Consider the following 11,702-nt stretch of genomic DNA (forward strand, 5'->3'; position numbering starts at 1 on the left):
GATGCCGGGCGTATATGTCACGATCACGTCCGTTACGTCTTCCGTTTCGTCGATGGGTATAACCATCGATTCATCGAGGGAATTTTTGATCGTCTCGAATATCTCCAACGCTCCCGGATCGGTTAAACCGGCATTGATCCAATCGTGATGGATCAATAGCGTGTAATGCTCAAGGATCAACCGGCGAAACATTCCGCTCAATTCGATTGAATACGTCTTGAGATCGTCCGAAATCCCAACACCGGCAAACGGAAAGAACCGTTTGGATTGGAACTCCAAAGGAAGATTAAGCGAGTTGGCGATAAGATCAAAAAGTTGATCGAGTACGGCATCTTTTCGGTGATCGTCATTATATGCAAATTTCGATTTGTACCGGTTTGTGTAACCGTCCTCCTCAATCTCCATGAAGTTAATTAAACATTTAAGCGTCCCGGCTTCGATCGTAAAATTAACTTCTCCCGGATCGGCCAAAAGCCGTTCCCGAAAATACGCTGAAAGAGCGTAAAACGCCACCCGCTCCCAATCCCCTATATAATCATCATTTTCATGGTGTGGATTGATAATAAGCTTCATTATTTAGCCTTTATTGTGATAAGCCGCTTGTTGTGCGTCTTCTTCGTTTCTCGTAGCATCGACCGCGGTTTGTGCTTTAGCTATATCATTTTGACCTTTTCTAAACTTCTCTTGAGCAGTTCCGATCGAGTCGGATGAATTTTTAAATGCCATACGTCCACCCATCGATCCACCGTGATTTTCACCGGCCATCGATCTTTTAACATCGTTTGCTAACGCCGATTTAAGATTTTTAAACGTTGAGGCCGAGGAATCCCCCCCGGCTCTCTGTTCTTTGGCGAAGTTCGAGGCGGCTTTGACCGCCGCACCGAATCCCGCCGCACCTTTTGTGGCTCCCATTGCACCGGCGGCCATACCACCGGCAACAGCCGCCGCCGTTCCAAGTCCGGCGGTCGAGGTTTGAGCGACAGTACCGGAAAAAAGTGCCTCAACTATGCCCGACGCCATGTGAACCACCGAAGCCATTACGATCGACATGATAATCATCACAAAAATTGAGCCGTTATCGTTATCGACGTTCGCCGCGAAATCGTGCATCATCGTGATAGATAATCCAAGGAAAAGCTTTAATAGCAAAATCTCCGCGCCAACTTTAATGTTTGCCATGATCGGGTTGAACGCAATTTGTCGCGTATGGGTCAGCCCGGCCAACGAGAAAACCAACGGAGCAAGTGCTAACATTACATAGGATTTAACGTATGCCATAATCAGGTGAGCCGCCATAAGCCCGAATGCTATTAAAATAACCAGTGCGCTAAAAAAGAGTGTGATAGAGTCTATCAGGTGAAGAGCCGAAAGCCCCTTCATCAACGAAAGAACGATCTTGAGAGCGTTCGCAATAATATTATCCGGGTCAACGGATTGCCCGGAAGCGGTATCACCGAGTTGTGCAAACGAATCCGGGATTGTTCCCAACCAATCCCCATGTTGAAACAGCATGAGAAAAAAGCCAATCATTAGCGTTTTTTGAATCAAGGGAGGGATAAAATCGCTAAAATCGACTTTTCCGCTCATGGCGATTTTCCCAAATTCAAGCACCAAATCCGCCGTAATCAGTAATCCAAAAACAGTCATTGCCGCCGGGACGATGACTGAACGCCAATGTGCGCTTGCGGCGGCAAACGATGCTAAAAGCGTATCTCCCGGATTGGAAGCGGGATCAATCGCGCCATAAAGAAAACCCGGTGTGAGCAAAAGAAGCCCGACAAGAATAATAAGCCGCTTCATCACAGTACCTTATCGCCAGTTTTCATAGCGTTTAGTATTCCCCGGACGATCAATATCCGGTTCGCCTTGTGTTTGCTTACGCTCTTGATAACCGCCGTTACGATCTTCGCCGCAACCGGCAAAACCCAAAACCATTGCGGCCAATACCGCGCTCAAAATAACCTTTTTCATTGTTGATCTCCTTTTAATTACTTGTCAACGCGATAATCGCATTCCAAAACACATAATTGAATGCCAGTCCAAAAACAACGATCATGACGTACGCTAAAGGATTGGTTACGCGAGTACGCTTGAGACGTCCAAACCAAGATGCTTCTTTAACTTCGATAACCTCGATAAACGTTTGGTTCATAGGATCAAATTTAAATGACATGGGTATTCCTTATCGCCAGTTTTCATACCGGCGGGTATTGCCCGGTCGGTTAGTGTTTGGCATCGTATATTGTTCGCGGCGTTCAGATAGCGCACGTTGCGCCGTTTCTTTGTCGTTTGTCGCCGCCATGTATGACGCTTGTGTTGATGCTTGTGTCATTAATGTGTACTGCAATTTTTTTAACGTGTCCGTTTGGTGCAACGCGATTTCATTCGCCGCTTGTATCGCTTTTAGCTGTCCGTCAGCTGACCGAGATTGATTTTGCAACATATCCATAACGGCTTCATCACTGCTCATGGCGTTCATTTGAGTATTGAGTGCTCGCAAAGCTCCGTTGGTGCTGTCGCGGGTGCTTTGGTTTATATTTTTGTATTGTTGCGTGAACGTTGTCGTTCGCGCATCAAGTGATCCGGCCGCGGCCGCTTCATAATTTGAATACCCTTTAAACATCGAGGCAAATTGCGTGTCGAGATTGGCGGCGGCGAACGTCACCGCTTGACCTTGTTGAACGATATTTTTAAGATTCAAAACATCGTTCTCAAACTTACTCCACGCCGTCGCCGGTAGTTGAGTGATATTTTTAATCTGCATCTGCGTTTGTTGGATGTGGTTCGTCAAACTTTGGAGTTGTGCTTCGTATTGTTGCACCTGTTTGGCGTATTGTGCGGCAAGTTCAACGTAATTAAGCCATTGCGTCGCTTCAGTTGCCGGAGCAGGGGCACCATCACCGGCCGAAACCGTCATAGGCATTGCCGCAAGCAACGCCGCCAAGAGAACCGTTTTAACTTTCATTTGTGTCTCCTTGTGATTAATTCAAGGAGCATCATAGCACTATAAAACAACAATGTCAATATATTACTTTTGTTGTCTTTTATAAAATTATAGAGAAAGTTAAATAAGTTAAATAAGTTATGAAACTCACAATAAAAATATTAATGCTTTGCAATATGGTATTAATATATATTAAGGGTTATGAGGGTGTTTTGTGATGAAAGTATTAATGAGGTCATTAATACTTTAGGGCTATTTGTGGCTATTATGCCATTTTGCGGACAAGGCTTGTTCTTGATTAAATTGGGTCAGTTTTTCTATTTCTTCTTTGGTCATTGCCGGACGATTGTAATCATCTTTGTTTAGCCAATTAAATAACAAGCCTAATAACAAGCCGGGTACTAAGAAAATAATTGCCAAAAATCCAAGTACATTAAGTGTATGTAAAAATGTGTTCACTTTTACCCCCTCCCTATTTGCTTTCTGAAAGATATTTTTGCGCTGTCGTTGTGCTAACTCCGGCTTCATCGGCCACAGATCGAACGGTTATTTTTTTGCCGTATAGTCGGAGAATATTTATTGCGGTTTGTATCTGTCCTTTGACACGTTCAGTTTTGACGGCGCGAGCTTTTGCCATCCCCTCAACTCTTCCCATGTTATGCCCCATTGAGTGAATTTTTTTGTATTAGATAGTTTAATCTATTTAACACAAAGAAATGCTTAAATAGTATTGACACGTCATTACAACATGGTGTATAATTTCTATATAAAATTCCTTGCTTTGCCGCCAAGCAAAGTTGTAGCTATCTTGAATAGTTTTTGTCGTCGATCACGTAGGTGATCGGCGGTAAAGCAAGGTGTTTTAGGAATAGTTATAACTTTACTTGGCGGTTCTGTTTTTCTATCTCTTCTACTTCCTTGCGATCATTGTACTAATCTAATTAAATCGTGCATAGCTAAAATCATATATTTATTGCCATTGTTAAAAAAATCGCGTAGAGCCGGTGACGCTTGTATATACTCATATCTATATACTAAAAAAATAATAACCGGTGAAGTCCTCAACCGTAGGACGGAAAAATACGGTACGCCCAAAGACCGCAGGCACCCGGAGTGAGGATAGGATTGTGGTTCAATTCTCCGGGGAGATGCCCGTAGTGATCGAAAGATCAGCAGACTATATCCGCTTGATCGTTTTGTATATAAAGCTCTGAAAACGTAGGAGACACGCAGAACGTAAAGCTAAGGGGGGTAATGGCTACCACCCGCCCTAATGGATATTCCGTGTAAAGTGCCTCTACATGGACAAAGCGACCGACGTGACCGACGCGACGGATAACTAAAAGTATTGCTCCCTTACACTGAAAATGACGTTTTCAGTTTTAGTGTAAGGGGCAGTACACCCCGCTCACTCAGCTCTCTCGCTCCGGATGGGGTCGGGACACCAACAAAAAGAAAGCCAAGAGAAAGGCAATCGGGGTGTACGAGATAAAGAAGATGGCGGCCTCTCTTCCCCTAAATGCTCTTTAATTCATTAACTCCAAAAAAAGAAAGTTAATCCCCTTAAGGGCGATTCCTTGGGTTGCCCTACCGCTCACCGGCATTGATAGAAGTGAAGCGCGAAATACCCCGAATTTTTTAAGCAATCCTCTTGACTTAATTAACTTATTTAACTAAAATAACATAATTAACTTATTTAACATAAGGGGAGATTGTGAAGTATCTTAAAAAACACCGGTATCAAAATCAAAAAAATGTGATCGACGGAATCCCGATCGATCCGATCCTACGTGATGAATTTGACGTTACAGACAATAATGAGCGACCCCAAGACGAAATTAACGATTGGTGGGGCAAACCTTACATAATAACCGATACTTTGGATGATGTAGAAACCTTTGAAGAACTTTTGGCGAGGGCAAAAGAAGAAAACTTTACCCCATCTGTTAAAACAAAAGAAGAGTGGGACGCCAAAATGCAAAAGCAAAAAGAAAGTTGGTTTGAGAGTTTCCCGAGTGGAACCCGTTATATGGTTCGATGCCTCGATGGTGGCGCATGGGATAGATCAACAAATAAAGGCTCATATCCGACACTCGAAGAGGCTTTAAAAGTTGCAAAAAACGCAAAGGGGAACTAATGGAAATTTCGGTGATGAATTTTAAAGGCGGCCAAGGCAAAACCTCAATCGCTCTAAATCTTGCGTATTCGTTCGATTATGGGATTGTGGCCAATGAAACCTATACGGTTCTCAAAAATCATTTAGACGATAACCACCTATTGATAACAACAGATGCGATCCCCTCCGGGCTTGATGATGTAATCTACGATTTCGGCGGTGGGATCACTAAGCACATGACCGACGCTCTCAAGCGTTCTCACGTTGTCATTATTCCTTTTGTGGTTGAGCAGGCAAACGTCGAGGTAACTATTGAGGCGATTAATTCGGTGTTACCGTTGAATAAAAATATCATACTCGTACCAAACAAAATCAAAGCGACCGACAAAGACTATCAAATTCTCCTCGACACTCTCAAGGAGTTTGGTTTCGATCATCTTCCAATCTGTCCTATTCGCTCCTCAATGGCTCTACAAAACATTTTTACAGAGCATAAAACGATTGAGCAGATGCAAGCCGAGGGCGGGTTAAATGGCTTTAATTACCGCAAAGTGTCAGAGGACTTTAATAACTTAATTAAGTTAATTAACACAATTAACACAATGAAAGGGGATAAATAAAATGGCTTTCAAAGGCTTCAAAAAAGGTGACGAAACAGCACCTGTAAATCATTTCGAGGCGATCAAAGAGAATGATAAATCCAATAACCAAATCGGGCGGCCGAACGTTGACGATTACAAAAAACAAAATCAGCGTGTACAGTTTTATATCTCTCAAGAGATGATCGATGCGCTCTCACCTATTGCTTTCCAAAATGGGTGTAAAGACGTAACGGCGTATGCAAAAAAGATTTTGACGGATGAATTTAATAAACTTAAATAAGTTATTTAAGTTAAATAATACAAGGGGAACAAATGACACCTACAAGCCGCGTCGAATGTATTATGATCCTCGATGAATACCGGGACAAATTAACGCCGGAGCAGTACCGAGGGATTGAATACTCAATAGGGCATCATGCGATCGATGGAATGTTTTTTGATCGTATTGAGATCGATCGAATGGTACGGCTCGAACTTGGAGAGATCACCGAAAAACAATACTATATCGAGGTATTGGGAGAAGAGCAGTACAAAAAGACTTTTGAGATAAATAATCAAGAGCCGGAAAGAATGGGTGGGGGTAATCCGCTTTTATTGCGGATTGTAATGGCAGTTTTAACGCCGGTCTTTTGGATCATGGACAAACTCAAAAAATAGTAATTAAATATTTCAGCTTTACGAAAGCGAGAAAAAAATATTCTTTTCTCGCAAACTCTTCAATACTCGAATACTATACACTTAATATCTACATCAATTAACATATAAATATTCAATACTATATAGACGTTTAGGGGGATCGTCTCAAACAACAAGTATAGTTGAGTTTCAAATTAAAAAAAAGGATTTACAAATATGGTTACTAAAAATACAGTTGATTTAACAAAAGCTCTTCTTGATGGTATCGAGAAAGATATGCAGACAATGCGGGATAGTAAAATAGCAGACCCCGAAGCCTATCGGACATTAGAAAAGAATCGTGATAAAATAGAAAAAGAACTCGAAGAAGCAAAAGAAGAACTTAGAGCTAATTGACCCTTATAGGGTCATAGTTTTTTAGGGATATGAGCGTGGCCAATTTCGGGATTATTCATTTTACTTATTGGGTTATCTCGTAATAAAATCCCGCCCATTTCTTCCTCTCTTGTTTCCTCGATCGAAGTTACCGGGGCATGCTCGGCCGCAGAAATCACCGCCGTGATCCCCTCATTTTTTGGTGTCGATCCGGCAGAGGATACAACCTCTTTTTTGGGTGCTAAATGCTTACTAAAAAGTACCGCAAAATTTTTGTAACCCATCGAGATTTTTTTCTCTTCGATCAAAATTTCATACATCCTTTTAGCAACTACAATTCCCTTTTTTTCGTACATTTCCCGCATCAAAGGGAGGTTTGAAAAAAACTCAATCAAAGCGTCACCTTTACGAAGTGCCATAATTTACCCTTTATTACTAATAATTACCTATATTCTATCATAATAACCAATTTTTGCGGATAAATCACACTCATTTTTATGCCAAAAACGGCGATTTTTTGCCCTTTTTAGGGGGAGGTTGCACAAATTACCGATTGTGAAGTATAATAACTCTTATAAAGAGGACAAGATAGGCTAAAGTTTAACTTTTTGCAAGCAAAAACCCACTTTAACATCTTGAACTTACTCACGCTTCGCGTTCGACGTTGAGGAAAAAAAGAGAGGATACACCAATGGAAAAAGAGCCGATCCGGGACAAACTCATAGGGGTAAAATGTACCCCGGGAGAGTACCAAACTATAAGCGAAAAAGCGACTTTTTGCGCTGTCAAAAATGCAACCTATTTGAGAAATCTTGCACTCAATTATCCGGTCAATTCCCGCGTCGATCAACTTGCATATTTAGAGATCGTGAAGTGCCGCGCCGACCTTGGCCGACTTGGTGGACTTCTTAAAATGTGGTTGTCGAACAAGGAACGCAGAGCCGGACTAAATGAGATCGATGTGAGATCATTGTATAAAGAGATCGAGGCGAAACAAGAGGAGCTTTTAATAATCGCGGATCGTCTTTTGGAGGTTGCAAAATGATCGTCAAAAAAGTTGCCAAAATGTCAAAAGGTGGGGGGAGCTTTGGAGGCTTGGCCGATTACCTCATGGACGTTAAAAACGAGGGCGAGAAAGTCGAGGGCTACCAATTCACAAATTGCAGTTGTGATGATAGTTTCAAACATTCCATTGGAGAGATCACCGTAACGCAAGAGATTAACACCACCGCCAAAAGGGACAAGACGTTACACCTGATCGTCTCTTTTTCCGAAGAGGAGAACCCAACGCCGGAGACATTACAAGCGATCGAAGCGGAGCTTGTTAAATCCATCGGGTTCGAGAACCACCAACGCCTTAGCGTCGTCCATGACAACACCAACAATAAACACTTTCATATCGCCATTAACCGGATCGATCCCGAAACGTTCCAATGCACAAAAGAGACGTTGAGAGATATTGACATACTCCAAACAAAAGCCGCAGAGCTTGAGGAAAAATACAATCTCAAGCGAACGAACCACACCGCCAAAGATCGAGAGCCGGTACACATAAAAGACAAAGAGATCCACTCCGGCGTAACGAGCTTTTTAACATGGGTTAAAACCGAAGCGGCCGGAGAGATCAAAGAAGTCCTCAAGGACGAAACCAAATCCCTCGAAGACCTACAAAAGACCCTCAACAAATACAATCTCGAACTACGAGAGCGCGGAGCCGGGATCGTCATTTCAGACAAAGACCGGTCATTGTTCGTCAAGGCTTCCGACGTTGACCGGGGATTATCAAAAAACAATTTGACCAAGCGTTTTGGAGAGTTCAAACCGTCCCGGATCGAAGAACCGGCCACAACCAAATTCGGCGCGAAAAAATCCTCTCTTTGGGATGAGTACCAGGACAAAACCAAAGAGCAGCGCAGCACTAAAAAAGAGCTGCTTGAGAAGCTATCCGAAAAAGGCGAAAAAACATTTAAGCATCTTAAAGATGATTACGCCCGGCGGCGTGAGCTGATTAAAAACAATCCAACACTAAACGGTAATGTTAAACGTGAAGCCTATCGGATTTTAGGCGAGGAGCGAGCTAAAGAGTTTAAATCCCTCAAGGATCAATTCGCCGGTGAACGATCAACGATCCACAAAGATAACAAGTTTCAGACCTACGCGGAATTTTTGATCGATAAAGCGGCCGACGGTAACGCCGAAGCGATCCAAACGTTGCGCCGGAAATCTCCGATCGATCCAAACGTTAACGCTCTGATCCTCGAAGAGGGAGAACGGGAGAGCCAACGCTCCCCGATCCTCCCCGGACAAAAACCGCATGTTTCAAAAAACGGATCGATTTTTTACAAGGTGGACGGCGGCAAGATCATCGACACCGGCAGAGCTTTAAAACTTGTGTACGATAAAAGCGAAAAAGCCCTCAAGGAGTTTATGGACTTGGCCAAAATCAAATTCGGGAAAATGAGCGCATTGGTGATCCAAGGGAGCGACGAGTTTAAAAACCGGGTGCGAGAGTTGAATGACAAAGAAAAGGGTCTATTTATTTTGTCAGAGCATGGCAAAGAGCAATCAAAAACTCAAACACAAAAACGGGATCGATCGGAAAAGAAAGGAGTGGAGAGATAGCCCGGGGGGTAGCTAATCCCCCGTTTTTGATTAATGCAGAGCGGGTGCAAGCACCATCAACACCAAAAAGACTATCATTAAGTGAGACAAAGTAAACTTCTCCTTTCGGAAGAAATACCCACACCACCCCTACCATAGCCGAAAAAATCGGCAAAAAAAAAGGGCAGTGACCCGAAGATCACCGCCCGTTTCTTCCTATCCATTAGCTACATGGAAAGAGTGTTTACTTTGTTCACAAAAGAATTATATCACTTTTACGCTACTTTTCCGTAAACAACTTCAAGGCGGCCAAAGATTTTATCTTTAAACATTTTTAGCCGTTGCTTTGCAATTACATTAAAACGAGCGTCTTGCATCACTTCCGCAAAAGTCAATTTGGCTTTCTTCATGTCTTCAATATCCCGACCGAATGTTTGCGGATTTTGCGCGTCGATGTAAACCACGGCAAAAATATTCTTTTTGTTTTTTTTGTAAATATCCATTGCCTCAAATTCGTTTCCGTCTTCGTCCTTGATCCGTCCTTGAAACTCATTAACCCATACCACGAATTTAACGGTCGGCCATTTTTCAAAGAGTTGAAAAAAGCCGTTGATGGTGTCAATTTGAGCCTCGCCGCCAACGATAGGAACGTGTAAAATCACCTCGAACTTATCCGCTAATGTTGCGAATGTGTCATTTTCAAAAATGTATTGAATCAACGGATTAAAGGTTGTTGCTCCATTATCGATGACAAAATCTTTATCCTCGTTTTCAAGCATGTGCATCACAAGAGTATCGAATTTTCGTGTATCCAAAATATCGTTCTCGAATAGCTCAAGGTGGACGGCATTAAGTGCCGGAATGGTTGAAAATGTCATATTGTTCGGATCGGTATCGACACAAATGATGCTTTCATTATTGCCTCTTTGCTCATTAAAATATTGAGCAATCAGAGAAGAAATAAAGCTCTTCCCGACGCCGCCTTTGCCCTGCAAAATAATGTTTGCCGTTCTTTTCATAATCGTTTCCTTTGGTGAGCCGGGCTTAAAATATTTTCCCGACAAAAAAGCCAATGAGCAATAACGCGATCGATCCGGCCGCGATATGTAGATAATTCATCTTGACTTGATCGTTGACCGAGTTGATCCCGGCGACTGCTGTTTTTGTTGCTGTTTCAATTTCTTTGAGAGCCAATTTGTGCCGCTCATCGAGAACCCGGTATGTTTCCGTTACCGCCGCACCAATTTTTACTTCGGCAAGCTCTTTTGCATCCGCGATATATTTTGCCGTGATCCCCTCGATCTCTATTGTTTGGCGGCCAACCGCTCTTTCGACCGTTGTTAAGAAATCCTCAAATATTGCCTCGTTTGCGGTCATTATCGCCAAAATAGGATCGTCTCGATCAATGATAATAGAGTGCCGTTTTGCTATTAATGCGAGTATTGCATCAACTTTTTCTTGATCCATCTTTGTACCCTTTAGGATTTTAAATTCCTCATATAGAGAAATTGCATTGTTTTATTGGGATTTAAAATTCCTCATCGATGAGGAAGAATGTTAACCCCGTGATATTTTTTCCATCTTTGACGTATTTATAAGCGAGTTTAAAAGGAGTTTTGGAGTTGATTTCTTCAACACCACTTTCAAAACATCGCTCTCTAAGAGAGCTTGGCCGAGGATATTGCCCCGGTTCGATTCCCATTGCGATTTTGAAATCTTCAAGTGTTGCAGTCCAGGGCAAAAATCCCGCATCGTTTATTATTAAATCGTACAAAGCCAAGCCACACTTCGAGGTGATCCCCGCTTTGATCGTATCGTTTAAGAGCAATAAATCAGAATGACCCCGCTTAATCTCGTTGATGAAATTTTCGCTTACTGCAAACGATGATTCAGATTGATTAACCGATATTCCAACCACCGGCCAATAAACGTACCACGTCTCAAGAGTGAAGTTACACAACTCGATCGGGAAGTTGAGCATTTTGTAAACTGATGTAGCCGAGGCCGTGTTATATTCAAATCCGGTGAACTCTTTGAACTCGTCCGGCGATAGTGTAATGATGGTTTCATCATTGCCGATCGTTATCCGGGCTTCGAGGATTTTTACAAGTTTGTAAAATAACGCTCTTTGACGATCTGTAAGTTCTTTTCCGTCGTTGAACATAAGCATAAGGTGACCTCTTTTCAAACGTTTTACGCAACTTTCTCGTTATTGTGGAAGATATACAAACCGGCAATTATGCCGTCTTCGGTTGTAGGCTTCACAGAGAGCCGGTAAAATGCTTTTTCGTTAATTTCGTGGATGCCGGGCGTATATGTCACGATCACGTCCGTTACGTCTTCCGTTTCGTCGATGGGTATAACCATCGATTCATCGAGGGAATTTTTGATCGTCTCGAATATCTCCAACGCTCCCGGATCGGTTAAA

19 protein-coding genes are annotated in these 11,702 nt (G+C 42.6%); 7 read left to right on the forward strand and 12 right to left on the reverse strand.

The genetic code is table 11. The features are described from left to right. From PHR02_RS11190 to PHR02_RS11220, 7 genes are all read right to left on the reverse strand, one after another. Nucleotides 1-573 (reverse strand): hypothetical protein (locus tag PHR02_RS11190; protein WP_299992129.1); only part of this gene is annotated, 573 nt, incomplete at its 3' end. Between the two features lie 3 nt (nucleotides 574-576). Next, nucleotides 577-1,800 carry a P-type conjugative transfer protein TrbL gene (trbL, locus tag PHR02_RS11195; protein WP_299992131.1) on the reverse strand — a complete coding sequence of 408 codons (1,224 nt, stop codon included), beginning with the start codon at nucleotides 1,798-1,800 and terminating at the stop codon, nucleotides 577-579. Nucleotides 1,801-1,809: 9 nt separating this feature from the next. After that, a complete protein-coding gene (locus PHR02_RS11200) occupies nucleotides 1,810-1,971 on the reverse strand; it encodes a hypothetical protein (protein ID WP_299992133.1) in 162 nt (53 codons plus the stop codon). 13 nt (nucleotides 1,972-1,984) lie between these two features. Next, a complete protein-coding gene (locus tag PHR02_RS11205; protein ID WP_299992135.1) occupies nucleotides 1,985-2,173 on the reverse strand; it encodes a hypothetical protein in 189 nt (62 codons plus the stop codon). Nucleotides 2,174-2,182: 9 nt separating this feature from the next. Beyond that, nucleotides 2,183-2,965, reverse strand: coding sequence for a P-type conjugative transfer protein TrbJ (trbJ, locus tag PHR02_RS11210; protein WP_299992137.1), 783 nt, complete (start codon nucleotides 2,963-2,965; stop codon nucleotides 2,183-2,185). A 231-nt stretch (nucleotides 2,966-3,196) separates the two neighbouring features. Further along, nucleotides 3,197-3,403, reverse strand: coding sequence for a hypothetical protein (locus tag PHR02_RS11215; RefSeq protein WP_299992138.1), 207 nt, complete (start codon nucleotides 3,401-3,403; stop codon nucleotides 3,197-3,199). A 13-nt stretch (nucleotides 3,404-3,416) separates the two neighbouring features. Next, the gene (locus PHR02_RS11220; protein ID WP_299992140.1) at nucleotides 3,417-3,611 is read right to left on the reverse strand and encodes a hypothetical protein; all 195 of its coding nucleotides are present in this window, start codon (nucleotides 3,609-3,611) and stop codon (nucleotides 3,417-3,419) included. A 1,047-nt stretch (nucleotides 3,612-4,658) separates the two neighbouring features. On the opposite strand from PHR02_RS11220, the gene PHR02_RS11225 reads away from it, so the two are divergent. The 5 genes from PHR02_RS11225 to PHR02_RS11245 all read left to right on the forward strand — a co-directional run bounded on the left by PHR02_RS11225 (nucleotide 4,659) and on the right by PHR02_RS11245 (nucleotide 6,694). Then, the gene (locus PHR02_RS11225; protein WP_299992141.1) at nucleotides 4,659-5,081 is read left to right on the forward strand and encodes a hypothetical protein; all 423 of its coding nucleotides are present in this window, start codon (nucleotides 4,659-4,661) and stop codon (nucleotides 5,079-5,081) included. Then, a complete protein-coding gene (locus PHR02_RS11230) occupies nucleotides 5,081-5,680 on the forward strand; it encodes a ParA family protein (protein WP_299992143.1) in 600 nt (199 codons plus the stop codon). Before PHR02_RS11225 ends, PHR02_RS11230 begins: the two co-directional genes overlap by 1 nt. Before the next feature lies 1 nt (nucleotide 5,681). Beyond that, on the forward strand, nucleotides 5,682-5,942 hold the full coding sequence (locus PHR02_RS11235; protein WP_299992144.1) for a hypothetical protein: 261 nt from the start codon (nucleotides 5,682-5,684) through the stop codon (nucleotides 5,940-5,942). 32 nt (nucleotides 5,943-5,974) lie between these two features. Further along, nucleotides 5,975-6,319, forward strand: a complete 345-nt coding sequence (locus tag PHR02_RS11240; RefSeq protein ID WP_299992145.1) for a hypothetical protein — start codon at nucleotides 5,975-5,977, stop codon at nucleotides 6,317-6,319. Between the two features lie 195 nt (nucleotides 6,320-6,514). Next, nucleotides 6,515-6,694 carry a hypothetical protein gene (locus PHR02_RS11245; protein ID WP_299992147.1) on the forward strand — a complete coding sequence of 60 codons (180 nt, stop codon included), beginning with the start codon at nucleotides 6,515-6,517 and terminating at the stop codon, nucleotides 6,692-6,694. An 11-nt stretch (nucleotides 6,695-6,705) separates the two neighbouring features. On the opposite strand, the gene PHR02_RS11250 is transcribed toward PHR02_RS11245, so the two are convergent. Beyond that, nucleotides 6,706-7,092 (reverse strand): hypothetical protein, encoded by a 387-nt coding sequence (locus PHR02_RS11250; RefSeq protein WP_299992148.1) that lies wholly within the window; start codon nucleotides 7,090-7,092, stop codon nucleotides 6,706-6,708. A gap of 272 nt (nucleotides 7,093-7,364) precedes the next feature. On the opposite strand from PHR02_RS11250, the gene PHR02_RS11255 reads away from it, so the two are divergent. Further along, on the forward strand, nucleotides 7,365-7,718 hold the full coding sequence (locus PHR02_RS11255; protein ID WP_299992151.1) for a hypothetical protein: 354 nt from the start codon (nucleotides 7,365-7,367) through the stop codon (nucleotides 7,716-7,718). After that, complete coding sequence (gene traI, locus PHR02_RS11260) at nucleotides 7,715-9,295, forward strand: TraI/MobA(P) family conjugative relaxase (protein ID WP_299992152.1); 1,581 nt, start codon at nucleotides 7,715-7,717, stop codon at nucleotides 9,293-9,295. Before PHR02_RS11255 ends, traI begins: the two co-directional genes overlap by 4 nt. Before the next feature lie 254 nt (nucleotides 9,296-9,549). On the opposite strand, the gene PHR02_RS11265 is transcribed toward traI, so the two are convergent. From PHR02_RS11265 to PHR02_RS11280, 4 genes are all read right to left on the reverse strand, one after another. Beyond that, complete coding sequence (locus tag PHR02_RS11265; RefSeq protein ID WP_299992154.1) at nucleotides 9,550-10,293, reverse strand: conjugal transfer protein TraL; 744 nt, start codon at nucleotides 10,291-10,293, stop codon at nucleotides 9,550-9,552. A 25-nt stretch (nucleotides 10,294-10,318) separates the two neighbouring features. Then, the gene (locus tag PHR02_RS11270; protein ID WP_299992156.1) at nucleotides 10,319-10,741 is read right to left on the reverse strand and encodes a hypothetical protein; all 423 of its coding nucleotides are present in this window, start codon (nucleotides 10,739-10,741) and stop codon (nucleotides 10,319-10,321) included. Between the two features lie 61 nt (nucleotides 10,742-10,802). Next, complete coding sequence (locus tag PHR02_RS11275) at nucleotides 10,803-11,444, reverse strand: replication initiation protein (RefSeq protein ID WP_299992157.1); 642 nt, start codon at nucleotides 11,442-11,444, stop codon at nucleotides 10,803-10,805. Nucleotides 11,445-11,467: 23 nt separating this feature from the next. Continuing rightward, the coding region (locus PHR02_RS11280; protein WP_299992158.1) for a hypothetical protein at nucleotides 11,468-11,702 on the reverse strand (235 nt) is incomplete at its 5' end.

Source organism: Sulfuricurvum sp. (assembly GCF_028688295.1).
Lineage (GTDB): Bacteria > Campylobacterota > Campylobacteria > Campylobacterales > Sulfurimonadaceae > Sulfuricurvum.

Excerpts from the sequence above, each read along its gene's own strand:
- trbL (WP_299992131.1), bottom strand. The coding sequence starts at position 1,800 with ATGAAGCGGCTTATTATTCTTGTCGGGCTTCTTTTGCTCACACCGGGT.
- PHR02_RS11200 (WP_299992133.1), bottom strand. The coding sequence starts at position 1,971 with ATGAAAAAGGTTATTTTGAGCGCGGTATTGGCCGCAATGGTTTTGGGT.
- PHR02_RS11205 (WP_299992135.1), bottom strand. The coding sequence starts at position 2,173 with ATGTCATTTAAATTTGATCCTATGAACCAAACGTTTATCGAGGTTATC.
- trbJ (WP_299992137.1), bottom strand. The coding sequence starts at position 2,965 with ATGAAAGTTAAAACGGTTCTCTTGGCGGCGTTGCTTGCGGCAATGCCT.
- PHR02_RS11220 (WP_299992140.1), bottom strand. The coding sequence starts at position 3,611 with ATGGGGCATAACATGGGAAGAGTTGAGGGGATGGCAAAAGCTCGCGCC.
- PHR02_RS11230 (WP_299992143.1), top strand. The coding sequence starts at position 5,081 with ATGGAAATTTCGGTGATGAATTTTAAAGGCGGCCAAGGCAAAACCTCA.
- PHR02_RS11235 (WP_299992144.1), top strand. The coding sequence starts at position 5,682 with ATGGCTTTCAAAGGCTTCAAAAAAGGTGACGAAACAGCACCTGTAAAT.
- PHR02_RS11240 (WP_299992145.1), top strand. The coding sequence starts at position 5,975 with ATGACACCTACAAGCCGCGTCGAATGTATTATGATCCTCGATGAATAC.
- PHR02_RS11245 (WP_299992147.1), top strand. The coding sequence starts at position 6,515 with ATGGTTACTAAAAATACAGTTGATTTAACAAAAGCTCTTCTTGATGGT.
- PHR02_RS11250 (WP_299992148.1), bottom strand. The coding sequence starts at position 7,092 with ATGGCACTTCGTAAAGGTGACGCTTTGATTGAGTTTTTTTCAAACCTC.
- PHR02_RS11255 (WP_299992151.1), top strand. The coding sequence starts at position 7,365 with ATGGAAAAAGAGCCGATCCGGGACAAACTCATAGGGGTAAAATGTACC.
- traI (WP_299992152.1), top strand. The coding sequence starts at position 7,715 with ATGATCGTCAAAAAAGTTGCCAAAATGTCAAAAGGTGGGGGGAGCTTT.
- PHR02_RS11265 (WP_299992154.1), bottom strand. The coding sequence starts at position 10,293 with ATGAAAAGAACGGCAAACATTATTTTGCAGGGCAAAGGCGGCGTCGGG.
- PHR02_RS11270 (WP_299992156.1), bottom strand. The coding sequence starts at position 10,741 with ATGGATCAAGAAAAAGTTGATGCAATACTCGCATTAATAGCAAAACGG.
- PHR02_RS11275 (WP_299992157.1), bottom strand. The coding sequence starts at position 11,444 with ATGCTTATGTTCAACGACGGAAAAGAACTTACAGATCGTCAAAGAGCG.